This is a genomic window from Klebsiella sp. CN_Kp088, assembly GCF_040064335.1.
Lineage (GTDB): Bacteria > Pseudomonadota > Gammaproteobacteria > Enterobacterales > Enterobacteriaceae > Klebsiella > Klebsiella aerogenes.
Genome location: NZ_JBEAIQ010000024.1, coordinates 185,885 through 208,776 on the forward strand (window position 1 = coordinate 185,885; position 22,892 = coordinate 208,776).

Annotated in this window: 15 protein-coding genes and 1 pseudogene; 3 read left to right on the forward strand and 13 right to left on the reverse strand. The window is 57.4% G+C overall.

The genetic code is table 11. The annotated features are described in order from the left end of the window. Positions 1–185 precede the first annotated feature (185 nt). Positions 186–1,214: a diguanylate cyclase gene (locus ABLV08_RS15310; protein ID WP_348856004.1), complete on the forward strand. Its 1,029-nt coding sequence runs from the start codon at positions 186–188 to the stop codon at positions 1,212–1,214. A 97-nt stretch (positions 1,215–1,311) separates the two neighbouring features. Here ABLV08_RS15310 and ABLV08_RS15315 read toward each other — a convergent pair. From ABLV08_RS15315 to tssI, 6 genes and pseudogenes are all read right to left on the reverse strand, one after another. Beyond that, positions 1,312–1,398: pseudogene (locus ABLV08_RS15315) on the reverse strand (hypothetical protein); the annotation flags it as partial. Between the two features lie 102 nt (positions 1,399–1,500). Continuing rightward, positions 1,501–1,983, reverse strand: a complete 483-nt coding sequence (locus tag ABLV08_RS15320; RefSeq protein WP_015366124.1) for an immunity 26/phosphotriesterase HocA family protein — start codon at positions 1,981–1,983, stop codon at positions 1,501–1,503. Then, on the reverse strand, positions 1,983–6,065 hold the full coding sequence (locus ABLV08_RS15325; protein ID WP_348856005.1) for an RHS repeat-associated core domain-containing protein: 4,083 nt from the start codon (positions 6,063–6,065) through the stop codon (positions 1,983–1,985). The genes ABLV08_RS15320 and ABLV08_RS15325 overlap by 1 nt, the downstream gene beginning before the upstream one ends. 10 nt (positions 6,066–6,075) lie before the next feature. Next, positions 6,076–6,204: a hypothetical protein gene (locus ABLV08_RS15330; protein WP_015366119.1), complete on the reverse strand. Its 129-nt coding sequence runs from the start codon at positions 6,202–6,204 to the stop codon at positions 6,076–6,078. Beyond that, a complete protein-coding gene (locus tag ABLV08_RS15335; protein ID WP_058675507.1) occupies positions 6,201–7,754 on the reverse strand; it encodes a hypothetical protein in 1,554 nt (517 codons plus the stop codon). The genes ABLV08_RS15330 and ABLV08_RS15335 overlap by 4 nt, the downstream gene beginning before the upstream one ends. Before the next feature lie 12 nt (positions 7,755–7,766). Beyond that, positions 7,767–9,983, reverse strand: coding sequence for a type VI secretion system tip protein TssI/VgrG (tssI, locus tag ABLV08_RS15340; RefSeq protein WP_196338409.1), 2,217 nt, complete (start codon positions 9,981–9,983; stop codon positions 7,767–7,769). Positions 9,984–10,636: 653 nt separating this feature from the next. Between tssI and ABLV08_RS15345 the strand changes: the two genes are divergently transcribed. Then, positions 10,637–11,056, forward strand: coding sequence for a translesion error-prone DNA polymerase V autoproteolytic subunit (locus ABLV08_RS15345; RefSeq protein WP_015705808.1), 420 nt, complete (start codon positions 10,637–10,639; stop codon positions 11,054–11,056). A 2-nt stretch (positions 11,057–11,058) separates the two neighbouring features. Next, entirely contained in the window at positions 11,059–12,324 is a 1,266-nt protein-coding gene (locus ABLV08_RS15350; RefSeq protein ID WP_015366112.1) for a Y-family DNA polymerase, read from the forward strand. Positions 12,325–12,418: 94 nt separating this feature from the next. Here the strand turns inward: ABLV08_RS15350 and tssJ are convergent, their stop codons facing one another. The 7 genes from tssJ to ABLV08_RS15385 form a co-directional block, all read right to left on the reverse strand. Beyond that, entirely contained in the window at positions 12,419–12,958 is a 540-nt protein-coding gene (gene tssJ / locus ABLV08_RS15355; protein ID WP_032714761.1) for a type VI secretion system lipoprotein TssJ, read from the reverse strand. Then, complete coding sequence (gene tssG, locus ABLV08_RS15360; RefSeq protein ID WP_047057960.1) at positions 12,936–14,021, reverse strand: type VI secretion system baseplate subunit TssG; 1,086 nt, start codon at positions 14,019–14,021, stop codon at positions 12,936–12,938. Before tssG ends, tssJ begins: the two co-directional genes overlap by 23 nt. After that, entirely contained in the window at positions 13,985–15,745 is a 1,761-nt protein-coding gene (gene tssF, locus ABLV08_RS15365; RefSeq protein ID WP_196338408.1) for a type VI secretion system baseplate subunit TssF, read from the reverse strand. Before tssF ends, tssG begins: the two co-directional genes overlap by 37 nt. A 72-nt stretch (positions 15,746–15,817) precedes the next feature. Next, complete coding sequence (locus ABLV08_RS15370; protein ID WP_348856007.1) at positions 15,818–19,201, reverse strand: ImcF-related family protein; 3,384 nt, start codon at positions 19,199–19,201, stop codon at positions 15,818–15,820. A 97-nt stretch (positions 19,202–19,298) separates the two neighbouring features. Continuing rightward, on the reverse strand, positions 19,299–21,743 hold the full coding sequence (locus ABLV08_RS15375) for a DUF2235 domain-containing protein (RefSeq protein WP_348856008.1): 2,445 nt from the start codon (positions 21,741–21,743) through the stop codon (positions 19,299–19,301). Further along, the gene (locus ABLV08_RS15380) at positions 21,716–22,288 is read right to left on the reverse strand and encodes a DUF3304 domain-containing protein (RefSeq protein WP_015705813.1); all 573 of its coding nucleotides are present in this window, start codon (positions 22,286–22,288) and stop codon (positions 21,716–21,718) included. Before ABLV08_RS15380 ends, ABLV08_RS15375 begins: the two co-directional genes overlap by 28 nt. 201 nt (positions 22,289–22,489) lie before the next feature. Beyond that, positions 22,490–22,892, reverse strand: a 403-nt coding sequence (locus tag ABLV08_RS15385; RefSeq protein ID WP_348856009.1) for a hypothetical protein, incomplete at its 5' end; no start/stop codon positions are given.

Consider the following 22,892-nt stretch of genomic DNA (forward strand, 5'->3'; position numbering starts at 1 on the left):
GAGTGCGGATTATTACCTCCGGAATATGATCCATCTGTAACTAAGCGTTAAATTTAAATCTGGACAAATTTACAATAGATTTTATTTAATAGATAAAATAGCTGAGATGTCAGCAGCCAATCTTTTTTAACTACACTTATTGTTAAATTGGCTGAATATTCTCTTCGACCCATCAGGAACGCCTTATGCCACCACGTAGCGCCAGCGATCTGTACGCCGAAATGAAAAATATGTCAGTAGAAGAGCGTATTCGCTTTTTCTCGCTTTCGCTTGCGGAAATGCATCGTGAGCTGCAGGAGAGCATCAGCGAGATTGAGTCGATGCAGCGAGCGCTGGCCGAAAGCGAGGAGAACCATCGACAGCTGGTTGAAACCGCACAGGATGCGGTGATTACCATCAATCATGCAGGGGTGGTGATTAACTGGAACCAGGCCGCGGAAAGAATGTTCGGCTGGTCCGCTGGGGAGGCTATCGGCAACAACCTGGGCGAGATGATCGTGCCGGAAGAGTTTCGCGAGCAGCACGCCCGTGGTTTAATGCGCTTTCAGGCGGCTCAGCCGTCGAATATCCTTAATCGCACCATCGAAATTACCGCCCTGCATCGAACTAAAGGCAAATTCCCTATCGAGCTGTCGATCTGGCCGCATCAACAATCAGGCAAGCAGATTTTCTCCGCGTTTATTCGCGATATCACCGACCGTAAACAGCGGGAGCAGGTGGTCTGGTTGCACGCCAACTTCGACGCGATGACCGGATTGCCAAACCGCAGGCTGTTGGTTAATCGCCTGGAGCTGGCGATTACTCAGGCCATCGCCAATGAGACAGAAGTAGCGCTGCTCTTTATCGATCTCGACCGCTTTAAGCCGGTGAATGACGTTTACGGCCACGCCGTGGGTGACGAACTGCTGCGGCTGGTGGCGTTTCGTCTACAAAGCGTTTTACGAGAAGGTGATACGGTGGCCCGCCTCGGTGGCGATGAGTTTATCGCCCTGCTCCCTGGTTTAAAAGCAAACGATCCGCTCCCCCGACAAACGGCGGAAAAAATCAGCAATGCGCTGACTCAGTCATTTTTGATCCACGAGCATGTTATTACGATTTCCGGCAGCATCGGCATTGCGCTTTTCCCTCACGATGCCGCAGATGCCGATACATTGCTGAACAGTGCGGATAAAGCGATGTACAGTAGTAAGAAGGCGACGCCGCGAGAGAGGTAAGTAAGGTATTCAGCCGTTCAACGGCAAAATACAGGACCTGGAAATGCAGCGGGTTATTGATACGATCGGCGTAGACCTCCCCTTTTTCTCCCCATACGCCCGTCTTCTCTGACCACACTATCTCGCCCTGCAATGGCGTCAGGCGGACCGGCGCGCCGTTCGGATCAAAATGATATATTCCTATTTTGAAAAGTTATTTATCGCCCATCTAAGTTGTGATTCATAATGAGATTGTAATCCTCCCTCCTTTTAAACTCATTAGAGAAAGTCGAAAGGATTTTATATCTCACCGGCCTCCAGTTTTCAATAAAGATTTAACCTGATGATCACCATGTGGTGTCAGGCGAGGATAACTATCCGCATCTTTTTCAGATATATTGTACTCATTATCAAAAACATCCACTTTCTTGCATGAATCACCTACCCCATAAACAAAATAAACGTCATCAACATTTTCAGGTACATAATCATTTTGATGTCCGATAATTCTCCAGTCACTCCCCTTTTCTTTCTTTGTATCAAATAATGTATATGTATCAATCACAATTGGAGGAATGATTCTTTTTGATATATCTTCTTCGGTTAACTCTGGAGTAGTAGATACAAAATCAAAAATTTCAACTACGTGGCCAGTGATTATTTTAGATATGACTCTACCAAAATAATAATTACTCTCATCAAACTTTAAACAAAATATGTCTCCTGGTTTTACAAAGCGTAACATGGTTCTTGGTTTTTTATCCCATCCCCAAAATTTAAAATTACTCATCAACATTTCCTCCCATTCTTTTTACTATTATAAGCATGTTTAAATGACTTCGCACGAGCATCTTTCCGTCCATGATCAAATGAATTATACTTATTACCCCTATTGGTTGATGATATGGCTTCGCCAATCTTCCCAGTTCTCGTTTTATATTTTTCAATGTAATATTGTTCGTAACCTCTGGCTTGCCCATAAGTTACATTTCGATCAAGAGGTTCCATCCTCGAATCTGGTGATAATCTTTCTGTATCAAGATGCTCTCCTCTTCTTCGATCCATATCATTAGTGATACCCACGTAATAAGGTTCTTTCGCACCAGACTCAAATAAACCGTAAACACTATATCCTGTGGCGTCTACCGAAGTTAGCCCCCACGGATCCACCCATCCCAGCGGGTTCGGCGCATACTGATAAACATTCAGCCCACCGGCTAATCCAATCGGATCCTGGCTAATAAATCCCGCAATTTCAGGATCATAGTAACGATGTCGATTATAGTGCAGCCCCGTTTCAGCGTCAAAATACTGGCCCTGAAAACGCAGCGGGTTGCTGATACGATCGGCGTAGACCTCCCCTTTTTCTCCCCATACGCCCGTCTTCTCTGACCACACTATCTCGCCCTGTAATGACGTCAGGCGGATCGGCGCGCCGTTCGGGTCACAATGATAGTGCCAGCTCTCCTTCCTGCCCGCTTCCTGCGTCAGCAGCGCCAGCGGCTGAAAACTTCCCGGATAGTACACGTACTCGCGCATACTGCTGAACAGCGTTTCCTGCGCTTTCTGCCGCTGCAGTCGGCTGCCGGTATCAAAAATGCTCTGTGCCGCCAGCGGTTCGCGGGTGATAGTGACCGTTTCCCCCGCCAGCGCGTCGCCCTGCCAGTAGAACCAGCGCGTCTCTTCCGCCGTCTGCTTGAACACCCGGCGCCCCAGCCCGTCATAGCCGTAACGCACCAGCCGCTCGCCCTTGCGCACCGCCACCAGTTGGCGGTTATCGTCCCAGCTGAAATCCTCTTTCTCGCCGTTATGCCGGACATCGCGCCGCTGTCGCAGCTCGCCCGCGCGATCGAATACATAACGCACCCCGCGCTGCTGCCCCTCGCGGAACCAGCCCCCGGCGCTCTCATTCACCGCCCGGGTCTGCGTCTGCAGGTGGCTGCCCGCCGCATCCTGCACAAACTGCCGCAGCGTACCGTCCGGCGCGGTATGGGCCGTCAAGCGCCCCACCGGATCGTAAGCGTAACGATCGCTGCCCCACAGGCTGTCATCGCGCCGGGTCAGGTTACCCAGCCTATCCCAGCTGAAGCCGCTGGCGAACAGCGGTAAATCATTCTGCAACACCTGCTGCGACGTCAGTTGGCCGAGCCGGTCGTAGGTGAAATGACGCGTCACCTCCGCCGACAGCTGCTCGCTGACCCGCCGCCCGGCCTCATCGTAACCCAGCACGATTGGCGCATCGTCATTCAGCTGGATCTGGCTCAGCCGGTCATACTCATCCATGGCGTAACGCACCTGATGACCGCTGTCGCTGCGCCGGGAGACCAGCAGGCCGCGCTCGTTATAGCCATAATGCAGCTGAAAACCGTCCTGCTCCTCCAGCAGCACCCGCCCGGCGTCATCATAGCGCCACGCCAGCCGCCGCCACGGATTCTCACACAGCACCATCCGTCCGCAGGGATCGTAATGATACTTCGCCTGCAGGGTATCGCCGCTGCGCCGCTCGCTTAGCCGCCCGCCGCGGTCGTAACCGTAGCGCACCAGCCGCCCCAGCGGATCCTCGCGGCTGATCAGCCGGTTGCCTTTATCCCAGCCATAACGGGTTATCTGTCCCCAGTAATCGGTCTCCGCGGCGATGCGCCCCAGCGCGTCGCGGTCCAGTTGCCAGCGCTGACCGTTCTGGTTGATCACCGCCAGCAGGCGATCTTCCAGGTCGTACTGATAGCTAAGCGTCGCGCCATCCGGCGTCTCGCAGGCGGCCAGCATTCCGGTGCGGTTATAACGAAAACGGGTTATCTGGCCGGCTTCATCGGTGAAGTGAAGCGGTGAATCTTCCCGGTCGTAAGCGACGCGAATTTCGCCGCCCTGCGGATTGACCATCGCCACCAGCCGATCCTTGCTGTCCCAGTGGAAACGGCTGCTGCCGCCGCCGGCGTCAATACGCTCCAGCAGGGTGCCGCGCGCGGAATGCCGCAGTTGAGTGGTTCCCGCGCCGGCCTGGCTCAGCGCCTGCAAAAAACCAAAACGATCATAGCGATAGCGACTCTGCCCGGAACCCGGCACGTCCGCCGCGCTCAGCTGCCCGTACTCATCATACTGATAGCGCGAGGTGACGCCGGTAGGGTCCGTTCCCGCCAGCAGGTTGCCGCGTTCGTCATAGTCCGAACGCCAGCAGGCGCCTTTCTCATCAATCAGCGTCAGCAGATCGCCGTCTTCATTGTAGGCCGCCTGAATCTGGCTACCGTCCGGCAGATGTTCGGCGATCATTCGCCCCTGTTCATCATACTCCCAACGACGCGTGCTGCCGTCCGGCTCAATGAGTTCGACGGTGCGGCCAAAATCATCGTAGTGGAAGACGGTATTGCCGCCGGTCGGATCGATCTCCGAAACCGGCAGGCCGTTATCATCAAAGCTGACAGACGTTACATGGCCGTTGGAATCGGTGATTTCCACTTCGTTGAGCAAGTCGTGCCAGGCGAAATGGTAATCCCATACGCCGCCGTCACCCCAGGCGTGAACCACCCGCCACTCGTCATTGAACTGGTAGTGGAAGCCCTGGCCGTTACGGTCGACATGGCTGGTCATATGGCGCTGTTGATAGTAGAAGCGCCGCGGATGCGAAAGCGCATCGATCTCCGCGCTCAACTGATTATCGCTATCGTATTCATAGCGGGTCAGCGGCGTGATCTCGTCATCCAGCGCGTTGCGCAGGCGTAGCCCCCGCAGGCGGCCATCCTGCCAGGTGACGAGGATCTCCCTGCCGCTCATGCCGCGCGTGCTGAACTCGCGAATACGCTCAAGCTCGCGCCCCTGCCAGTCGAACTGCCAGCCATTACCGTTACGGTCCGCCAGCCGGTAAATCGCCAGCGGCCCGCGCTTACCGCGAAACTGCAGCCGCGCGCTCCCTTCCTGCTCAACATGCCAGAAACATTCGCCATTGCGGGTTTCCCGCCACAGGCGGCTGCCGTCCGGCAGGCCGACAATACCCTGCTCGCGCCCGTCGGACTGCGGCAGCGCCGCAAACAGCGTCATCCCTTCCGGCTGAGTCAGCACCGCGACGCCTTCATCGGCCAGTATTTCAAGGCGGGTGTCCGCCGGGGTTGACCAGCCGTAACCGCACAGCCCTTCTTCATCGAGATCCGCCGACGAGTAGCTTCGCGTCCACGCCAGCGGCAGGCGGCCGGGTAACAGAAAATCCTCATGTTCCAGGCTCACGCTACCGTCGCGGATATCAACCGGTTCGGCGCGTAGCACCCGGCATTTCAGGACGCCGGGATCCATGTTGCGAAACAGCTTCTGGCGCAGCTTTTTAAACCGCCGCATAAACAGCCGCCACTGCGGCGTTTTTTTAACTTTCTTCAACCCCTTGCCCAACCCGCTTAACCCGGCGCGCATCAGCAGCGCCATCAGGTTGATGGTTGGCGGCCCGCCGACAATCACGTTGTTGGGAATCGCGAGGTTAAACGTCAGCGGCAGCGTCAGCGAGAGCGGCTTTGGTTTGCTCAGCCGCTTCAGGCGGAACGGCGGCACCATTCCGAGGATGTTACAGCTCAGTACCGGCATGCCGATGCGGGAAAACGGTTCACCATCGACGGCGACGGTTTTGCTGCCCATAAACAGCTCGTCTTCCATCTGCGGGCCGCCGGGCGCGCGCAGCGGCGGCACCCACACGCCGCCGACCGGGATATGTACCGCAATACCGCCGGTCCCCGCGCTGGCGCGTTTGATGCTGTTGACGTGTACGGTAGTGCCCAGCAGCGGCAGATAATCAAACACGTCGAAAACGATGCCGATATGCGGCGTCGGCAGCGGCCAGGGATAAGTATGGATATCCAGGCCAAGCTGCGGGTCGAAGTGAGCCCCGGAGTGCATCAGACGCGCCTCAGAACATGGCGCGCAGCAGCGCGCGCAGGAAGGTGCGCACTTCGGTGGCGAACCCGCCGTCCGAAAGGCTTAAAAACAGGATTGCCAGCAGCGTCACGGCAACAATAATAATAATCCGGGTCTTCATAGCGGGTTGCTCCCTGCATTTTCAGTGGATGATGCATCGGTATTTCCCCAGGCAGGCAGGCTTTGCCATTCACCCGGCGGGGCATCAAAGGGGTGGGCGATCTCCGGCAGGCCGTTCCAGTGCGGATGCAGCTTCTCCCGCGCCAGGCGGATCACGCGACGAAAGCTGTCATCGCCGCCGCGGATCAGTTTTTCCCGCGCTTCGCGGATTAGCGCGAACGCGGCTTCCAGCTGTAGCTGTAACTGCCGGTCCACGCGTTTTACCTGTTCGACGGCGGGTTCCCGCGGCAAGCGGTCTTCCGCCTGTTGGATTAAGCGCTGTTTTTCGCTTTGCCAGCGTGTCGCGCAGGCCTCAAGCGCCTCGGTCCGTCGTTTATCATGGATGCGCAGCAGATCCTGGAATGCCAGCGGCAGCGTGGTCTGAGCGCGCTCTTGCCGTGGGATCGGCTCCGCCGCCTGGATAGCGTGGGCATACTCCTCCATCGCTTTTGCCCGGTGTCCCGCGAGGTTGAGACAAAAACCGGACATCCGCCAGCCTTCTACGGCAAATACCGGGTGTGGAATGGTTTGCGCTTCGCCCGCCGCCCGGCGATAGCCTTTCGCCGCCTGGAGATACTCTTTACGCGCGAACCAGGCACCGGCCTCGCCAAAAGTGCTTTGGGTACGCAGTTGTCCTTTAAGCGCCGGATCGGCAATTTCGCCGCTGATGGTTTGCGCCTGACGGTAGTGATCGACGGCCCGTTGATGATCGTTACCTTTCAACCAACCGCCGGCGATCAGGTTATGCATCATCGCCTGCTGGTCGGCCCAACCGCAGCGCTGGGCGACGCCGAGCGCCATACCGCCGCGCGCGGCCACCTGCGCGGCGCTGCCTTTTTCCAGCAGCAGCATGGCGTCAGCCAGATAGCGGCGAAACAGCAGGCGATCGGGATTCGGATCGCTCTGCTCGCGCGCGGTTTGATGCATCACTTTCATACTGTCGACGTCATCGGTCAGCAGCCGTACCCTGCGTGGATGCGCCTCATACAGCGGCTGCCAAATCGGTTGCTCAAGCGTGTCGATAAGTAACAGTCTGGCGTTGCACGCCTCCTGCGCCAGCCAGCCGTTCAACCAGCGGTTCAACGCCTTTTCATCGCTGACGGCGGAGGGTTTCAGCACCAATACCAGATATCGTAAATCGTCATGAAATGTCGTCGCAAAATCCTGCAGCATCTGCCGCAACTGCGCCGGGCTATAGGTTGGGAGAAAGCGTTCGGCATCCCATATAGCGGCATCCGGCGTCGCTTCGTAGTGTTCCACAAACTCGCGCCCGAGCGCCTCGCTGTAGCCATAGCCGGTCTCAAACGGCGTGGTTAACCCCAGCAGCAGATCCGGCAGCGAGCGGCCTTCAGGATGCTGCTGCAGCGCGATAAAACCATCAAGCAGCGACTCGCCGCCGGCAGGCGTCCGCCAGATAAATAAGCGGATCTGCTCCGCCTGCTCGCTGGCGTCCAGCCAGCTAAGCTCAAGCTCGCTCATTACTTTTTCGGTCGGATTCTTCGCCGCGTTCATTCCCTTTCCCTGTCAGGCATTGAGCTCAATCTTCTTACCATTCACCATCACACCAGCGGCGTTAATGGTGATCGTCGACCCGCCAGCGGTAATTTCCACGCTACCGTTACTTATCAGAATGCCGCTTTCGCCCACGTTGATATGTACGGTATCGGTAGCGCTGTCGGTTACGCTCCCTTGCGTAAAACGGGTATCACCGCCGGTGATGCTCAGGGTACGCCCGGCGCCGATCGTCACCTCTTGCTTACTGGTGATGGTCTGCGTTTGCTTACCGGTCACGGAAATATCGTGATTGCCGGTCACTCCCAGCGTCTGGTTGCCGGTGACCTGCACGTTACGGTTCTGCTGGACGCTGACGCTTTCGTTACCCTGCACCTGACGGGTGCGATCCTGTACGACCGTCAGTGACTGCTTGCCTTCGACGGTCGCGGTATGGTCGCTTTTCACCGTGGTGGTATGGTTGCCGCTGATGGTTTCATCGCGGTTCTGCTCAACGCTTAGGGTCTCATTCCCCTTCACGCTTTCGGTACGGTTCTGCTCAACGGTGGTGGTTTCATTACCATTGATGGTTTTGCTGCGATCTTTGCCGACGGTAACGCTTTCATTGCCATCCACCGTGCGGGTGCGGTTCTGTTTGATATGGCTGGTTTCGTCTTTGCCGACGGTTTTGGTGCGGTTATTGCCGACATCATGGGTCTCGTCGTTTTCGACTTCAGTATCCATGTTGCGCTCGGCGTGCAGCCAGAGCTGCTCTTCGCCGGGTTTATCTTCAAAACGCAGGGCGTTGGCGTTGTCCGGCGAACCATCCTTTGAGCGGCTCATAAAGCCCATTTGCGTGGCTGCCGCCGGTAGCGCCCACGGCGGCATACTGGCTTCGTTATAGACGCGGCCAATGACAATCGGCCGGTCCGGCTCACCGTTAATAAAGTCCACCACCACTTCATCACCGACGCGTGGGATCTGCACCCCGCCGTAACCCTGGCCGGCCCAGGCGCTGGAAACGCGCACCCAACAGGAGCTATTTTCATCGCCCTGGCTTTCGCGGTCCCAGTGGAATTTCACCTTAATCCGGCCATATTTATCGGTCCAGATCGATTCTCCTTTCGGCCCTACCACGCGGGCGGTTTGCGGCCCGTAGGTGCGCGGCCAGTCGGTCCTTGACGCGGGGACAAATGGCGTCGCGGCGGGAATAACGGTGAATGCGATGCGGTGCTGCGCGGTATTTCCGCCGCCGGAGGCATACTGATTCTCTTCAAAATCATAGCGGGCGCCCACCACCAGCCATTTAGCGTTATCAGCCATGTTAGGCGCATGCGTCAGGGTAAACGTGTGTCCCGGGACGATACCGGTCGCGGTGGCGATACCCTGCGTTTGCTGCTGTTCGGCCTGCCAGGACTGCTGACGAATACGGGCGTAGGCTTCGCCGTCGCCGTGCTCCATAAAGCGCCCCGGCCAGTCGTAAACGTCGATTTTGCCCGGCGTCGGCGAGACCGGATTCTGCAGCGTTTGCAGCATCCAGGCGTGGGGCTTGCGAAAATCATAGTCATCGGTGCTGTAAAGCCCCGGCGTGACGACGTGGCTCGCCATCAGCTGGCTAATGCCCTCTTCGCCGACCGCGCCGCCGCCCGGTTGTGCATGCCAGGGAATAGTTTCATAACCGGGGAAGGATTCAGCCTGCTGATAGTCATCCATCAGCACCAGGGTATGGCCGTCTTTATCGTGGCGGAACAGATAGCTAATACCTTCCAGCTCCAGCAAACGGCTGATGAAATGGAAGCTGCTTTCCGCATACTGCACACAATAATCCCACTGCCGGTAGCTACGCGTAAGTTTGTCCTCAAACTTAACGTTATGCTCGCTAAACAGTTTGGCCACGATATCCGGCACCTGCTGCTGCTGGAAAATACGGAAGTTACGGTCGCGCATCATCGGCCAGAAATCGGGTTCCAGCGTGGTCTGATAGACGGCGTAGCGCGTCTCGCCAAGATCTTCGGCGCGTACGGTAACGGCGGTGATTTTGCCGGAAAGATAACGCTCCTGTCCCCATTGGCCGGGAACCGCCACCGTCATGTTTTTGCCGAGCATGGCCTGACGGTCGATAGCAAAATCCTGGCTGAGTAAATCGACCTGAAAGTGGAAAGGTTCGGACAGTTTCTCCTGCCCGCTGAATTTCCAGAATAATAACGAGGAGCTGTCGACAGATGACAGGATCGATATCCGATTAACCATATGGATTCCTTTATGGTGCAGGCAGCCGCGGGGCTAATTCCTTAAGATTAATAAATTATCCTGAATATTTATCAGAAGTCATCTCTCTGCCCGAGATTTCACCCAGGAATACTCTTAATTATTCAACTCTGTGCTTTTGTTCATCTTTATACCGTCATTATTAGTAGTGGAGCTTTCTTAACAGGCGTTAATTACTGGTTTGACTTATTAGAAACGGTAATGAGGTAAGTCTGAAAATAGTCTCCTGGCGCGAAGAAATATGTTTAAACCGGCCCGGACGCTTTAAAATAACCGCGGCTGCGAACTGCCATCACAGCCATTTGCTCACCGGCCTGCTCTTGCATACGGTCGGCCGGTGAGCAATCCCTGGTCGTTAATCGCTCAGACATCCCCTGTCTCGTTAATATCAGATCCTTTACCTCAGTCATATTCAGATTGTTTTTACATAAAATCGTCGCGCTATTTTCGCCCGCTAAACGGCGCAGTCGCTAATATTAGCGATGAGATAATCTATTGTTTATCAATCGGCTTCAGACATAAAACCCCCGCCTGCCGGGCGCTGGCGCAGGTTTTGATAAGGTACGACCCTCTTGATCTCTGCCATCGATCTACAATACTGTATATACATACAGTAAAGATAATCGGTGATCATCATGCAGTTTTTCACACTAACCGAACTACGCCAGATCGTGGCACTCCCCCTGTTCAGCGATCTTGTTCCCTGCGGTTTTCCTAGCCCCGCGCAGGATTATGTTGAACGGCGTATCGACCTGAATGAACTGCTGATTCAGCATCCAGGCGCCACCTACTTTGTGAAATCAAGCGGTGACTCAATGATTGGCGCTGGCATTGGCGATGGTGATTTACTGGTGGTGGATAGCTCCCGCAAGGCCGTCCATGGCAGCATCGTTATTGCCGCAGTGGATGGAGAATTCACGGTTAAGCGCCTCCAGTTACATCCTGTTGTCATGCTCAAACCTGATAATCCCGCCTACCAGCCGATTATGCCAGGCAGTGAAGAGTGTCTGGAAATTTTTGGCGTGGTGACCTATATCGTGAAATCGGCGGGCTGATCGTGTTTGCCCTGTGTGATGTGAACTCGTTCTATGCTTCCTGTGAAACCGTCTTTCGCCCGGACTTACGCGGCCGCCCGGTGGTTGTTTTGTCCAATAATGACGGGTGTGTGATTTCACGTTCTGCGGAAGCCAAACCGTTTGTGAAAATGGGTGAACCGTACTTTAAACAAAAAGATATCTTCAGACATCATGGCGTGGTTTGCTTCAGTAGCAACTATGAACTCTACGCCGATATGTCCAACCGGGTAATGACGACGCTTGAAGAGATGTCGCCTCGCTGTGAAAAATACTCCATTGATGAAGTTTTTTGCGATCTTACCGGCGTGCGTAACTGCCGCGTTCTTACCGAATTTGGACATGAGCTCAGAGCCACGGTGCGGCAACGCACACACCTGACGGTGGGCGTCGGAATAGCCCAGACAAAAACGCTGGCTAAACTGGCGAATCATGCGGCAAAACGCTGGCAACAGCAGACAGGAGGCGTGGTTGACCTGTCGAATGCGGAGCGGCAAAGAAAATTGATGGCGGCGCTACCGGTGGAAGAGGTTTGGGGAGTGGGTCGACGCATAGCGAAGAGGCTTGAAACGATGGGGATCCGGACGGTATTGCAGCTGGCTGACACGGATATCCGCTTCATCAGGAAACACTTTAATGTCGTACTGGAAAGAACCGTCCGTGAATTACGCGGCGAGCCCTGTCTCGAGCTGGAAGAGTTTGCCCCGGTAAAGCAAGAGATTATCTGTTCCCGTTCGTTCGGCCATCGCATCACCGAGTACGAAGAAATGCGCCAGGCCATCTGTAGTTACGCTTCCCGGGCTGCAGAGAAACTTCGTCAGGAACATCAATACTGCCGGTTTATCTCTGTCTTTGTAAAAACGTCGCCCTTCGCGCCTGATGAACGGTATTACGCCAATAATGCCTCGGTCACCCTGCTTACCCCAACGCAGGACAGCAGAGATATTATCGCCGCCGCGACGCGTTGTCTGGATGCCATCTGGCAAAGTGGCTGTCGGTACCAGAAAGCCGGGGTGATGCTGGGCGATTTTTATAGCCAGGGCGTCGCGCAACTTAATCTGTTTGACGAAAATGCGCCGCGAAAAAATAGCCAAAAACTGATGGAGGTGCTGGACCGCCTGAATGCTGAGGACGGACGTGGGACGCTTTACTTCGCCGGCCAGGGTATCCAGCAACCGTGGCAGATGAAGCGGGAAATGCTCTCCCCGCGATACACCACCCGATATAGCGATCTGCCCACGGTTAAATGATTCCCCGACAGGCCAAACCTTAAATAAAATCAGGTTTGGCCATCATGGCGTCCGTGAGGTTATTTATGGAATATAAAATTGCGCAGCGCGTTTCTCACTTCTCCTTCCGCGGTTGCAGAACAAGTTGATGATGGCTGGCCTCAATGACGCGCGCGCGGTCCGGGTCAAGATCCTCACGGGCAAGCACCAGCTTCCAGTCGTTTTTCGTCAGATCCGGCGCCCGGAACAGCGCCACCACGGCAACATACTGCGCCTGTTCATCCAGCGGCATGGTGAGACTCATCTCCGTTCCCGGTTTGAGCACCAGGCTGCGGCTGGCCAGTTGGTCGTCTTTTAATATCTCCTCCCCCTCCGCCGCCAGCTGCTGGTAAACCGTCTTATCGAAAGTCTTGCGATCCTTCAGCACATAGACCCGCACCATCACCGGCTGGGAGGCGCTGTTATCCTCACGGTTATCGGTGTTTAACGCATTGCGCGCGCTAAAATCCAGACGCAGCGTTTTCACCTGGCGATAAAATACTGACTTTACGGCGGACGAAGCGCCGTCGCTGATTTTCTGTGTTAGCCCGCAACCCGCCAGCATGAACGGCAGAAGAATCAGTGCGGATAGTTTAAGCGAAGTGATATGCAACACGTTGGTTTCCTTGTGATAATGATGCAAGCGGCATGCCGCGGTAGCCGCCCAGTTCCGTGGTAAACGTGGCCGGTAAATCCGGCGGAATCGCGTCCCCCTCCATGCCCAGAACGCCGCTGATGCCGAGCATAAACGGCGTTTCGCCGAGTACCGGCGCGGGCAACAGCGGCGTGGGAAGCGTTAAGGTGATTTTGGCCTTATAGCGCCAGCCGAGATAAACCCGCAGCAGAACCAGAAAGTCCGCATAGATTTGCCCTTCCGGCATCCAGCCTGCGGCCTCGGCGATATCATCGGTGTACAGCGCGATCAGCAACTGGCTGGCAATCTCGGTCGTTTCATCGCCCAGCACCGTGTAGCCATCAAGCAGGAAATCGTTATCGCCGTAAAAACCCAGCGGCTGCGCCGGGTACACCGTCCGTGGGCAGTGCGGCGACGCTTCCGCCCGCGTATGGGGCGCCAACAATCGTACCAGCGCCTGAATCCCCTCTTCGGTACGCGCGGGCAGGCGCATCACGCTGAGTAATGCCAGAAAGCGAGATACCGGCGCGGCAATATGCTGAGCGGTGCCGGGAATGCCAAGCCCGATCAGCCCCAGCAGGCTCTGTGAAGTACGGTCGCGACCGCCGTCTTCAAAGGTTGCCGGATACGAGTATTTGCGCCAGATGCGATAAAACTGGCTCAGAATGCGGTGGTTAAAAATATCGAGAAATGCTTCCTGCGCCTCATGCCCTTCTCTTTGCTGCGCAATATCATCCAGCCAGGCGGTGGGCAACGGCGAATCGACACCGTATAGCCCCATAAAGGTGGTGCGCAGCGTCGGCGGCGCGTCGGGATGCGCCTCATCATACTCCACCGCTTTGAGTTCGCTGACCGGAAAACCCATCCCCGGATGCGGGCGAAAGCGTACCGGATCATCCGCCGGGTTTAGCGTGCTGCCTAATGCCGGTGCGCCGGGTCGCGATTTTTCCAGTAGCTGGCAGAAGCGATAAAAGTTGATGCGCTGAATATCCCGCTCCAGCCGCGGGCTCAGCCGGGAATGCGGCGTTTGTGGTTCTCCTGCCATTCGAGACGCTCTCCGGTAGGTTGCAGTATCAGAATCAGACGATTAAACAGATGGATGTCGGTATACAGGGCAAAGAAGCGGTTGAGCATCTCGCCAAACAGGCAGATGTCGCCGTGCCCGGCGAAGCCGTTACCGTCGAGCGTCACCTCTATCTGCACGCCGCGTAGAAAGTGCCCCTCGGCAAAACGTTCCACCTCACAGTGGCTCACGTCGACGATCGCCTGCAGGCGACGGCGGTTCATTTCGTTGTCCGTCCAGTCGTACAACGCCAGCGCGCCGCGCAACACCTCGGCGTTATCCATCATCCACAGGAAGCTGCTGCCGAGATGGCTCAGCACCCGCCAGTGAAAACGGTCGCGATCCGGTGGATAACACGGCAACGTCGGCGCGCTGAGATTGCGCACCTGGAGCCGCGACGTCGTGGATTTGACCACCGTGTCCAGCAGCGTGCTTTGCAGCGCCCGCCGCGGCAGCTGGCCGTTGGTGCCGATCAGGCTCAATGACAGGGTTTCATTCTGCGGCACGCGATGCTGGTCAAACGCCTCGCCGCCCAGCGTCAGCCAGGTATCATGCAGCCCGGACGGGCCACGTTTAACGCGCGTGTGGTAATAATATTCCGGCGCATCATGGCGCAACATGCCGCCTTTGTGGCGAAAACTGGTAAACGGCACATACGCCTGGGTGCCGGAAAGACGTGAAGAGGTGACGGACTCCACCGAATAGATTTCGGTGTGTCCATCCTGGACGCGCATGGGGCGCAGCAGATACTCACTTTGTAGTGAATCCAGATGCAGCGGGTCCGACTCCAGCGGAAACAGGTTAATAACCGGGCTGCAGTGTAAGCGCAGATGTTTCTCTGACAACGCGTATTCCTGCGGCCACGGTTTATCCAGCACGACCTCGATCTCAAACCATCCCGGCGCATCAGGAAACGTCATATTCTCCAGCCCGCACAGCGCGACCGACATAAACTTTTCACGAAAGCTGAAATACTCCAGCAGCAACTGGTAGCCGCTGAACCCGCCGCTTTGAGGCAGCAGCGCCTCATCGCTGCCAAACCCGCAGACGGCAAAATGGGCCGCCAGCGGCCTGCTATCAGCCTCCCCCGCCAGACGTATGCCGATGTGCGCCACATTCAGGGTCAGCGCTTCATGCAGCGCGCAGGCCAATGGCGCATCGGCATTCAGATACAACGGAATACGGCTCAGGTCTAGCGCCCGCCAGTCCACCAGCGCGCTACAGTCAAAACGCAGACAAATCGCCTGGCGGCCGTCGGCCTGCGCCCTGACGCTGGCGCGGGAGAGCGCGAGCGGCTGTAAGGTTAGCGGCTGGGTCGTGGTGTAACGGCAGCGGGTGCCCGTCTCGCCGATGGGCCGGGAGATCACTTCCGTTCCCTTCTTCAGCCGCTGCGGCTCTTTCATCTCCCGCCAGTCGACGCTGAACTCCACCATCGCCAGCGACGGAATGGTACGGAGATAATGCGGCCAAATCATACTCACCAGCCCGCCGGTCAGCTCCGGCAGGTCGTCGTCGAGCTTTTCGCGCAGCCGCCCCATCAGGAAAGCAAAACCTTCGAACAGCCGCTCAACATAGGGATCGCGGGCGCCGGCTTTATCGAGGTTTAACGCCGCGGCGCGATCGGGATGGGCGCGGGCAAACTCCTCGCCAGCCTCACGCAGATAGCGCATTTCAGCGTCAAAATAACGCAGAGTTAAATCGTCCATGGAATATCTCAGATGTCAGAATTGAAAAACTCGCTGCTTGTAAAGCAGCGCTTGCAGCGTGAATGTCGGCCCTTATTCCTCTACGTCACCGTCGGCAAACGGTTCCGCACGGGAGGCCTCCACAATGAAAATCTGTGTCGGCAACGTGAAGTTTCGCAGTTTCAGCAACGCCAGCGGGCCATCGCCGAGTTCGGTACGCAGCAGCCACTGCAGTTGCCGGTTATCCGGCGTATTGACCGTCAGGCGAAACAGCCCATCGCCGATCTGCTGGCGCTTCATTCTCTCCAGCATACGCAGCGTGCCCCACGGGCCGCTGTCGTTCGCCAATAGCCGAGCGCCCGCCGCCACTGAGCTCCAGCTCAGCATCGCGCCGGGTTTGTTGATAGTCCCCGGCCAGCGGAAACTTTTCCATTCGGCAAGCTGGTTAAAGTAGTGCAGATTCTGGCCGTCGAGGGTGAGTTGCGTTTCAACAATGCCCGGCGTCGCCACCCCCTGTAGTTCAAACCCCATTCCCTGACTGCCGTCGGTAAACAGGATGTCGGACAAGGAACTCAGTTGATTAATCGCCTTCAGGAAGGCCGGATTGAAAGTCAGCCCCTGACTGTGCGCGCTATCGGCCACCCAGCGGCTACCCTCCCGGTTGAGCACTCCGCCCAACTGTCGTGCGAGAAACTGGTCGATCCGCCCGCTATCGCGGCGGATGAATGCCGCCAGCATCGGTAGCGAGACATCGTTTTTGCCCGCGGCAAACGGATAGCGGCCGTCGAAAGCCGAATGCCAGTTAGCGACCACAGAACGCTGCCACGCCTCGTTCAGGCTGGCAGCCGATGGCTGCAGCACCGTTTCCCAGGCCTGCGTCAGCGGCTGGACGAACATGGTCTGGCCGAAACCGCTCCACTCTTCGCCGAGGCTGGCCGCCACCAGGCTGCCGTACTCCTGGGTGTCGGTCAGGTCGACGCTTTTACCCTGGAACACGGTCTGCGCCAGCTGCTGCATCATCGCCTGCGGGTCGGGGGCGTTTGCCACCTGCTGGAGCCGCAGGCGTACGCGGGTCAGGCGCGTCAGCCAGGTCTGTAAACTGAGGGTGCTGTCTGCGGCGACCACGCTTTGAGAGGGATTTTTGCCCATCAGCGCCAGCAGCGGCCCAAAGGTACTCTCCAGCGGGCCGCGCGCGCCGCCGGCCTGCTGGTCGATAAACGGCTGCTTATCCTTATCGAGTAGATTTTTTGCCGATTTCACCAGCGAATCCGCCACGCCCTCACGCTGCTGCCCGGTCTGCCCCTGCCAGGCAAGGGTATTCATCAACGCAATCAGCGGCGACTGACGAACGTCGCCCGCCAACGTCAGCTGATCGGTCACATCGGCAATATTGCGCGCCGGATTCAAGCGGATGCTATTGAGAAAACCCAACCACGCCCCGGCGAAATCGGTGAAATAACGATCGGTCAGCCGCTGTTTCAACGCCTCCGGGGAGACGTCGCCGCTGACGGTCTGGCGGCTATCGCTCAGCACCCAGTCGATCTCATCGCGCCTGGTCGCCACCGCCTTATCGATCGCCTCGCGCACGCCGCCCTCCCACGCCTGACGGGTAAACATCCCCGGCACCACCTCTTCCGTGGTAAACAACCGGCTGGCATTGGTCTGCGGCGTCATGTCTTCCAGCGTCATGTCGGCATAGTTACGGCGCACCTGCAGCAGCATGTTCTCGTAAAGCGTGCTTTCGGCGTTGCGCCGCCCGATTTGCGCCAGCAGCACCTGACGCGCTTGCGTCACCAGCGCGGCGTCCGGGGTGATTCTCCACGTCGGCTGCGACGGCAAGTTGTCCATATAGAAGCCCCATAAATCGGGGGCGATGCTCTGCCATAGCGCCGGGGCGACTCCCTGACGCGTCTGCTGCGCGGCCGTCATTGCCTGGCGGTAAAACGCCGCATCGGCTTTGTCCGGACGCGCCATCATCAGATAGGCCTTTAACTGGTCATAACCCGCTTTCGCCAGCTGCGCCCGCTGCGGGCTGCGCGGCGGCAGGTTGACCAACACCGTCAGTTGCCGGGTCAGCGCCTGCGCCGCGGCGTCGCGGATCAGACGCTGGTTAGCCCGCCCATACCACGGCAGCAGCGCGGCAGAAAGCGGCGCATTATGATTAAGACCAAAGCGCTGATACCAGGGCGTGCCGTTGGCGAACTGATTCTGTAGACGGCCGATATCGTTGCGCAGCACCTGCAAATCGATCAGCTGCTGGTCGTTAACGACGGGCTGCCGCAGCAGCTGTACCCGCTGGGTGGCGCTGACAATTTGCTGGCGGTTGACGATAAAAGAGAGCAGGCTTCCCGCCGCCCACAGAGCAATCAGCGCCAGCAGGCCGACGCCGAGGGAGCGGCGCCACGCCACCCCCACCGGCACGCCGCGCGCGCGGCCGCAGTCTGCGATGATCCCCTGCCAGACGGCCGGGGCCGGCCAACGGTGGGGATAGAGCCCATTGTCCACCGCTTCTTCCGCCTTTAACGAGGGGCTGAACAGCAGACCGCGGAGCGGGATCTGTTGCAGATGCCCGGTAAGACACGGCGTCAGTAGCGTCTTCCAGCCGCTGATACCGCCCTCCTTCAGCCATTTAGCGACACGCAGCAGGTAATCGTGGGACGAATCAGCGCACAACTGCTGGGTCCCCTGCGCCAGCATGGCGGGCAGAATGGCGCGAAGCTGCCGTTCAACATCCTGCGGGACGGCCCGCGGCGGGAACAACGCCCCCAGGGTCTGGGTAATGCGCGTATCCTGCGGCCAGTCGCTGTCGTGGAGTTGCCACAGATAGACCGGCGGCTGGTAGCACAGGACCTGCGCAACCTGCTCCAGCGTACGCAAATACCCGTCCAGGGTCGCGGCGGTGGCCTGAGCATTGTCCAGCGCCAGCACGATACCATCCAGCGGCCGGCGGCCGCGCAGCCGACGCAGGGCGCTGAGCCGCTCGTTATCCACAGTCGCCGACAGGCTACCGCCGTGAATTAGCACCGTACCGCGGCCCTCCAGCCATTGCTGTTGCGCAAGGCCTGGAGCGATGGCGGCAATCTGCGCCGCCTCGCCAGCGACCCACAGCAGGCGGACCTTATTGCGCCACAATCGGCCGTAGCGGCGACGGAGAAAGTGCTTTAAGGACGCAAACGGCTGCGCCGGTTTTGTCTGCTGGCTAATAAAAGTCCGCGTCTGACGCTGTTGCCCATCGGCTTTTTGCCTGATAAACAGGTGGAAAGCAATAAAGCCCAGTATCCAGAGACAGAGACCATACGCCCAGATCAGGCCACAGACGGTCACTATCTCGCGGATCGCCGTCCACTGCAGCGTGCGGTTGGCGTGCCAGTTCCACCATCCCAGACCGCTCAGCAGGACCACAATTGTCCAGACGGCAAGACACAGGGTCGCGGTAGCCGCTACGGTCATTACCGCGGCATTTTTTTCCTTGAACATAAAATTGATGATTCCCTTAGCCACGGGCGTGCATCATCACGCCCGTATAGCGTTATTAAGGATACTTAGCGGATATAATGAATATGGCGATAACGAATTAAGGCAGCAGTATTTTAAAAGCCTCGCTTTTTATATCGCGATATATTTTACCCAACACGCCCGATACCGTATTCAGATCTTTCATATCCGTTCGCGCCTGCACTAATATATCGCCAACATTAATATCTATAATCGCTTTTACCCGCTGGCCAAATTGTTTCACCGAATCCCACGTATCGTCATCGTTATCGTAAATCGTCCGCGACGCAAAATAACCGTGCGAAAACGAGGAGTGCAGCGGGTCGTGATTATATTTGGCCAGCGTGTCATGCACGTAGTTATCGTAAAAATCCAGCATCGTCGGCGAGCCCATCAGCGCCGCCCGCCGGGCATCGCCGCTTTTCTTGATCTGGATATATTCCGACTCCTGCGCCGCCACCAGCGGACCGCCAAGCTGGTTGGTCTGCGTGGTGGGGATCACATCCAGCAGCACCTGAGCCAGCAGCGCCACGATACCGGTATGGGCAAAGTCATAGCCCCACGCCGCGCGGTCCAGCCGATCCTTATCGATACACGGCACTTCACGCGGCCCTTCGCTTTCCGCGGGCGCCGCCGCCGACGCCAGCGCGCCGGACGATTCATTCAGCGCCTGCTGATAAAAAGGTTTGCGCTGATAATACTTATCGGCGTATTGCGGGCTGGCAAAGCGCTCGGTGCGCCAGGCGGTGATCCAGCTCAGCTGGTCCGCCAGCATCACCTCCAGCGCTTTGGCCTTCAGCGGCACATACACCGGATCCGGCAGTTTGCCCAGCGGGCCGTTCTCCGGCGGCTTCGCGGCGGCGGCCGCGGCTTTCGCCTTATCGCCATCCGCCTTGTCGTGAGCCGCCTTCAGCGCGGCGACCGGATCCCGGCCCTGGGCCACGGCGATGGCCACCACCTCCGCCTCGTTGACGGCCGGCGTTTCGCTCTTCGCCCCCGCCTGCTGCGCCCCGGCCTGCTGCCAGGCGTTAAACAGGGCGATCGCCTGGGCGGAGATTTTGAATTGTTTTATAACGGCATTCGTCATTATCCGGTAGGCCTTATTTTTAGCCCCTCCGGGCAACACCTCCTCAGGCACGCTCAGCGGCGCCCCGGCATCAAAGGCGGCGGCATACATATCGTGCAGCACAATCTTTGACAGCAGGCTGGCGGCATCGGTCTGCACTTTGCCGAGTTCCGTGGGTTTACAGTCGCCGCCAACATCGGCATGCATTCCGGGATAGACCACCTCCACCGCCCCGGCCGGGTATTTGCCGTCCGGACCGCGGATGGAGTCCAGCGGCAGGTCGCCGTGCTGCTCGTGGCCGGCGACAAAGTGGTGGCAGCTTTTTAAGAAACCTTTGGTGGTCGGCAGCCGCAGGCTGTTGGCCGCCCAGCCCAGATGCCCGGTGGCCGACGGCAGAATATGCGGCACGCCAACCGCGGAGACCGTATCCAGCAACCCCATAAACTCGATACTGATAGGGATGCCCAGCAGGGTTGGCCCGCCCGGAACCACCGCCCCCGCCGGCAGCATATTTGTCGCATCGAGCGGCATTTTAGCGTCATCGAGCAGCGACTCCAGCCCGCGGGCGAAGGCGCGGGCGGTGGCGGCCCCCCGGCAGTAGCCGTAGACGAACAGCTTGATTTTGGCGATGCGCCGCTGCGAGCGTTGGATATGCAGCCGCGTCGGCTGCCGCGGCCACTGGTTGACCACGCACCCCAGATGGTCGTCGCAGAATTTGTCAAGCGCGCTTTTACGGTTGAACTTCTGGGTCAGCCGCGAGAAGGGCCAGACGGTGGCCATACTTTGCCGATATCTGGTCAGCTCATTGTCTTCTATCCTTTCCTTTTTCACCGCATAACAAATGCTGCTGTAGGTTTTAAGCAGCGCCTGATTGATACGATCCTCACCGCCGTTGGCAAACAGCTCGCCGTCCAGCGAGTAGTGCTCTTCGCCAATCTCCGGAAAGCGCGCCCCACAGCCGGGGAAGTAGTAACTGAAGTAGCCGTCGTTTTCCGCAGTTTCATCCTGCTCTTTCCAGTTTGCCGCATGGTAGAGGCGGCCAATATTGGTCAGCGGCGGATTGCGCGAGCCGTATATCTCATCAGCCCCTTCTTCATTACAGCAGGTACCGTCAAAGAACAGGCTGATATGCAGGCTGGCGGGGCAGCCCGGTTCCGTTTTTTTGTCCGATTGATGATCGGACTCCCCGACATATCCCTCCAGGTACTGCCTGGCGTAGTTGCCTTCGGTCAGCGTTCTGCTCGCCGGCAGGCGGCCGCGCTCGTTGTATTCGGTTTTCTGCTGCGTGGAGTCATCCGCTGGCGCTTTCCCCTTTTTATCATCCGGCCCGGGAAAGTGTGGCGGTAAACTGGCCGCTTCTGCGGTGGACGTTTTGACAGCGACCGGGGTGGCGCCGGTCTGGAAGGCGGCAATAAGCGCCTTCAGGGCACTTAACGTGGAGTCTGCGGCGTCGGACATACAACTTCCTCCTTGATATGTTGGATAAGTATTTTCTGAGCTCTTTGCTTCCAGTCTGGCGGCGACTGGGGAACCGGATATCCCGGCTGTCCCGGCGGGATGCAGGAACGCACTATCCGCACTTTATCGCAGGGGAAAATATGCACATCAAATCCGCAGGCCTGCCCCTTCTCCCAACGTTCGATAGGGACAGTAATCGGCCCATGTTTCTGATAGTGAGTTTCATAGTCGTCCGGCATCTCACTCGATTTCATCCAGGCATTAGGATCGGAAGTCCAGGTGATTTTTGCCGTCAGTCCCGGCCGCCAGACATCTGGCACCATCACGCAACAGAAGCCGCCGCCGCCGCCGTAGGGATTAGCCCTGGGGCCCCCGTAACCGTTTACCTGCACCGAAACAATGTCATCCGGGCCGTGGTTATAGACATTTATGTCAGCGCCGCTCATGCCGTCGCGACTGTGGTCGCGACAGGCCGTCAGCAGGCAGAGCAAAACGGCGGCCAGCACCATCAGTCCGCCGGGCAAAATACGGATATGTTTTATCATTGATGTGTCCTTACAAATATAAAGTGATGACTTATTAATAAATGGCGTAATTAAATGCTTGTATTTATGCTAATATATGAACCTCCATATATAACTGATAATGATATTTGTAGCGGTCAAATAAAATTGGTCGATACAAATATCTTCAGCTGTATTTTAATATCCGTTCACACCTGTACTAATATATCGCCGACATTAATATCAATAATTATTTTTACCCGCTGGTTTGCGTGGTGGGAATAATATCCAGCAGCGCCACGATACCGGTATGGATAAAGTCATAGCCCCACGCCGCACGATCCAGACGATCCTTATCGATAAACGGCACTTCTCGCGGCCCTTTGCTTTCCGCGGGCGCCGCCGCCTGCTGCAGGCGTTAAACAGGGTGATGGCCTGGGCGGAGATTTTGAATTGATCTGCGACATCCCCTTGCATTACCCGATATTTTTTACCTTTGGCGCCGCCGGGCAATACCTCCTCGGGTACGCTCAGCGGCGCCCCGGCATCAAAGGCGGCGGCATACATATCGTGCAGCACAATCTTTGACAGCAGGCTGCGGGCGTCGGTCTGCACTTTGCCGAGTTCTGACGGTTTACAGTCGCCG

Bases quoted from the DNA above. Each gene is read 5' to 3' on its own strand.
- ABLV08_RS15370 (WP_348856007.1), bottom strand. From the start codon at position 19,201: ATGTTCAAGGAAAAAAATGCCGCGGTAATGACCGTAGCGGCTACCGCG.
- ABLV08_RS15330 (WP_015366119.1), bottom strand. From the start codon at position 6,204: ATGAAGACCCGGATTATTATTATTGTTGCCGTGACGCTGCTGGCAATC.
- ABLV08_RS15310 (WP_348856004.1), top strand. From the start codon at position 186: ATGCCACCACGTAGCGCCAGCGATCTGTACGCCGAAATGAAAAATATG.
- tssF (WP_196338408.1), bottom strand. From the start codon at position 15,745: ATGGACGATTTAACTCTGCGTTATTTTGACGCTGAAATGCGCTATCTG.
- tssI (WP_196338409.1), bottom strand. From the start codon at position 9,983: ATGGTTAATCGGATATCGATCCTGTCATCTGTCGACAGCTCCTCGTTA.
- tssG (WP_047057960.1), bottom strand. From the start codon at position 14,021: ATGGCAGGAGAACCACAAACGCCGCATTCCCGGCTGAGCCCGCGGCTG.
- ABLV08_RS15375 (WP_348856008.1), bottom strand. From the start codon at position 21,743: ATGTCCGACGCCGCAGACTCCACGTTAAGTGCCCTGAAGGCGCTTATT.
- ABLV08_RS15380 (WP_015705813.1), bottom strand. From the start codon at position 22,288: ATGATAAAACATATCCGTATTTTGCCCGGCGGACTGATGGTGCTGGCC.
- ABLV08_RS15335 (WP_058675507.1), bottom strand. From the start codon at position 7,754: ATGAACGCGGCGAAGAATCCGACCGAAAAAGTAATGAGCGAGCTTGAG.
- ABLV08_RS15320 (WP_015366124.1), bottom strand. From the start codon at position 1,983: ATGAGTAATTTTAAATTTTGGGGATGGGATAAAAAACCAAGAACCATG.
- ABLV08_RS15345 (WP_015705808.1), top strand. From the start codon at position 10,637: ATGCAGTTTTTCACACTAACCGAACTACGCCAGATCGTGGCACTCCCC.
- ABLV08_RS15325 (WP_348856005.1), bottom strand. From the start codon at position 6,065: ATGCACTCCGGGGCTCACTTCGACCCGCAGCTTGGCCTGGATATCCAT.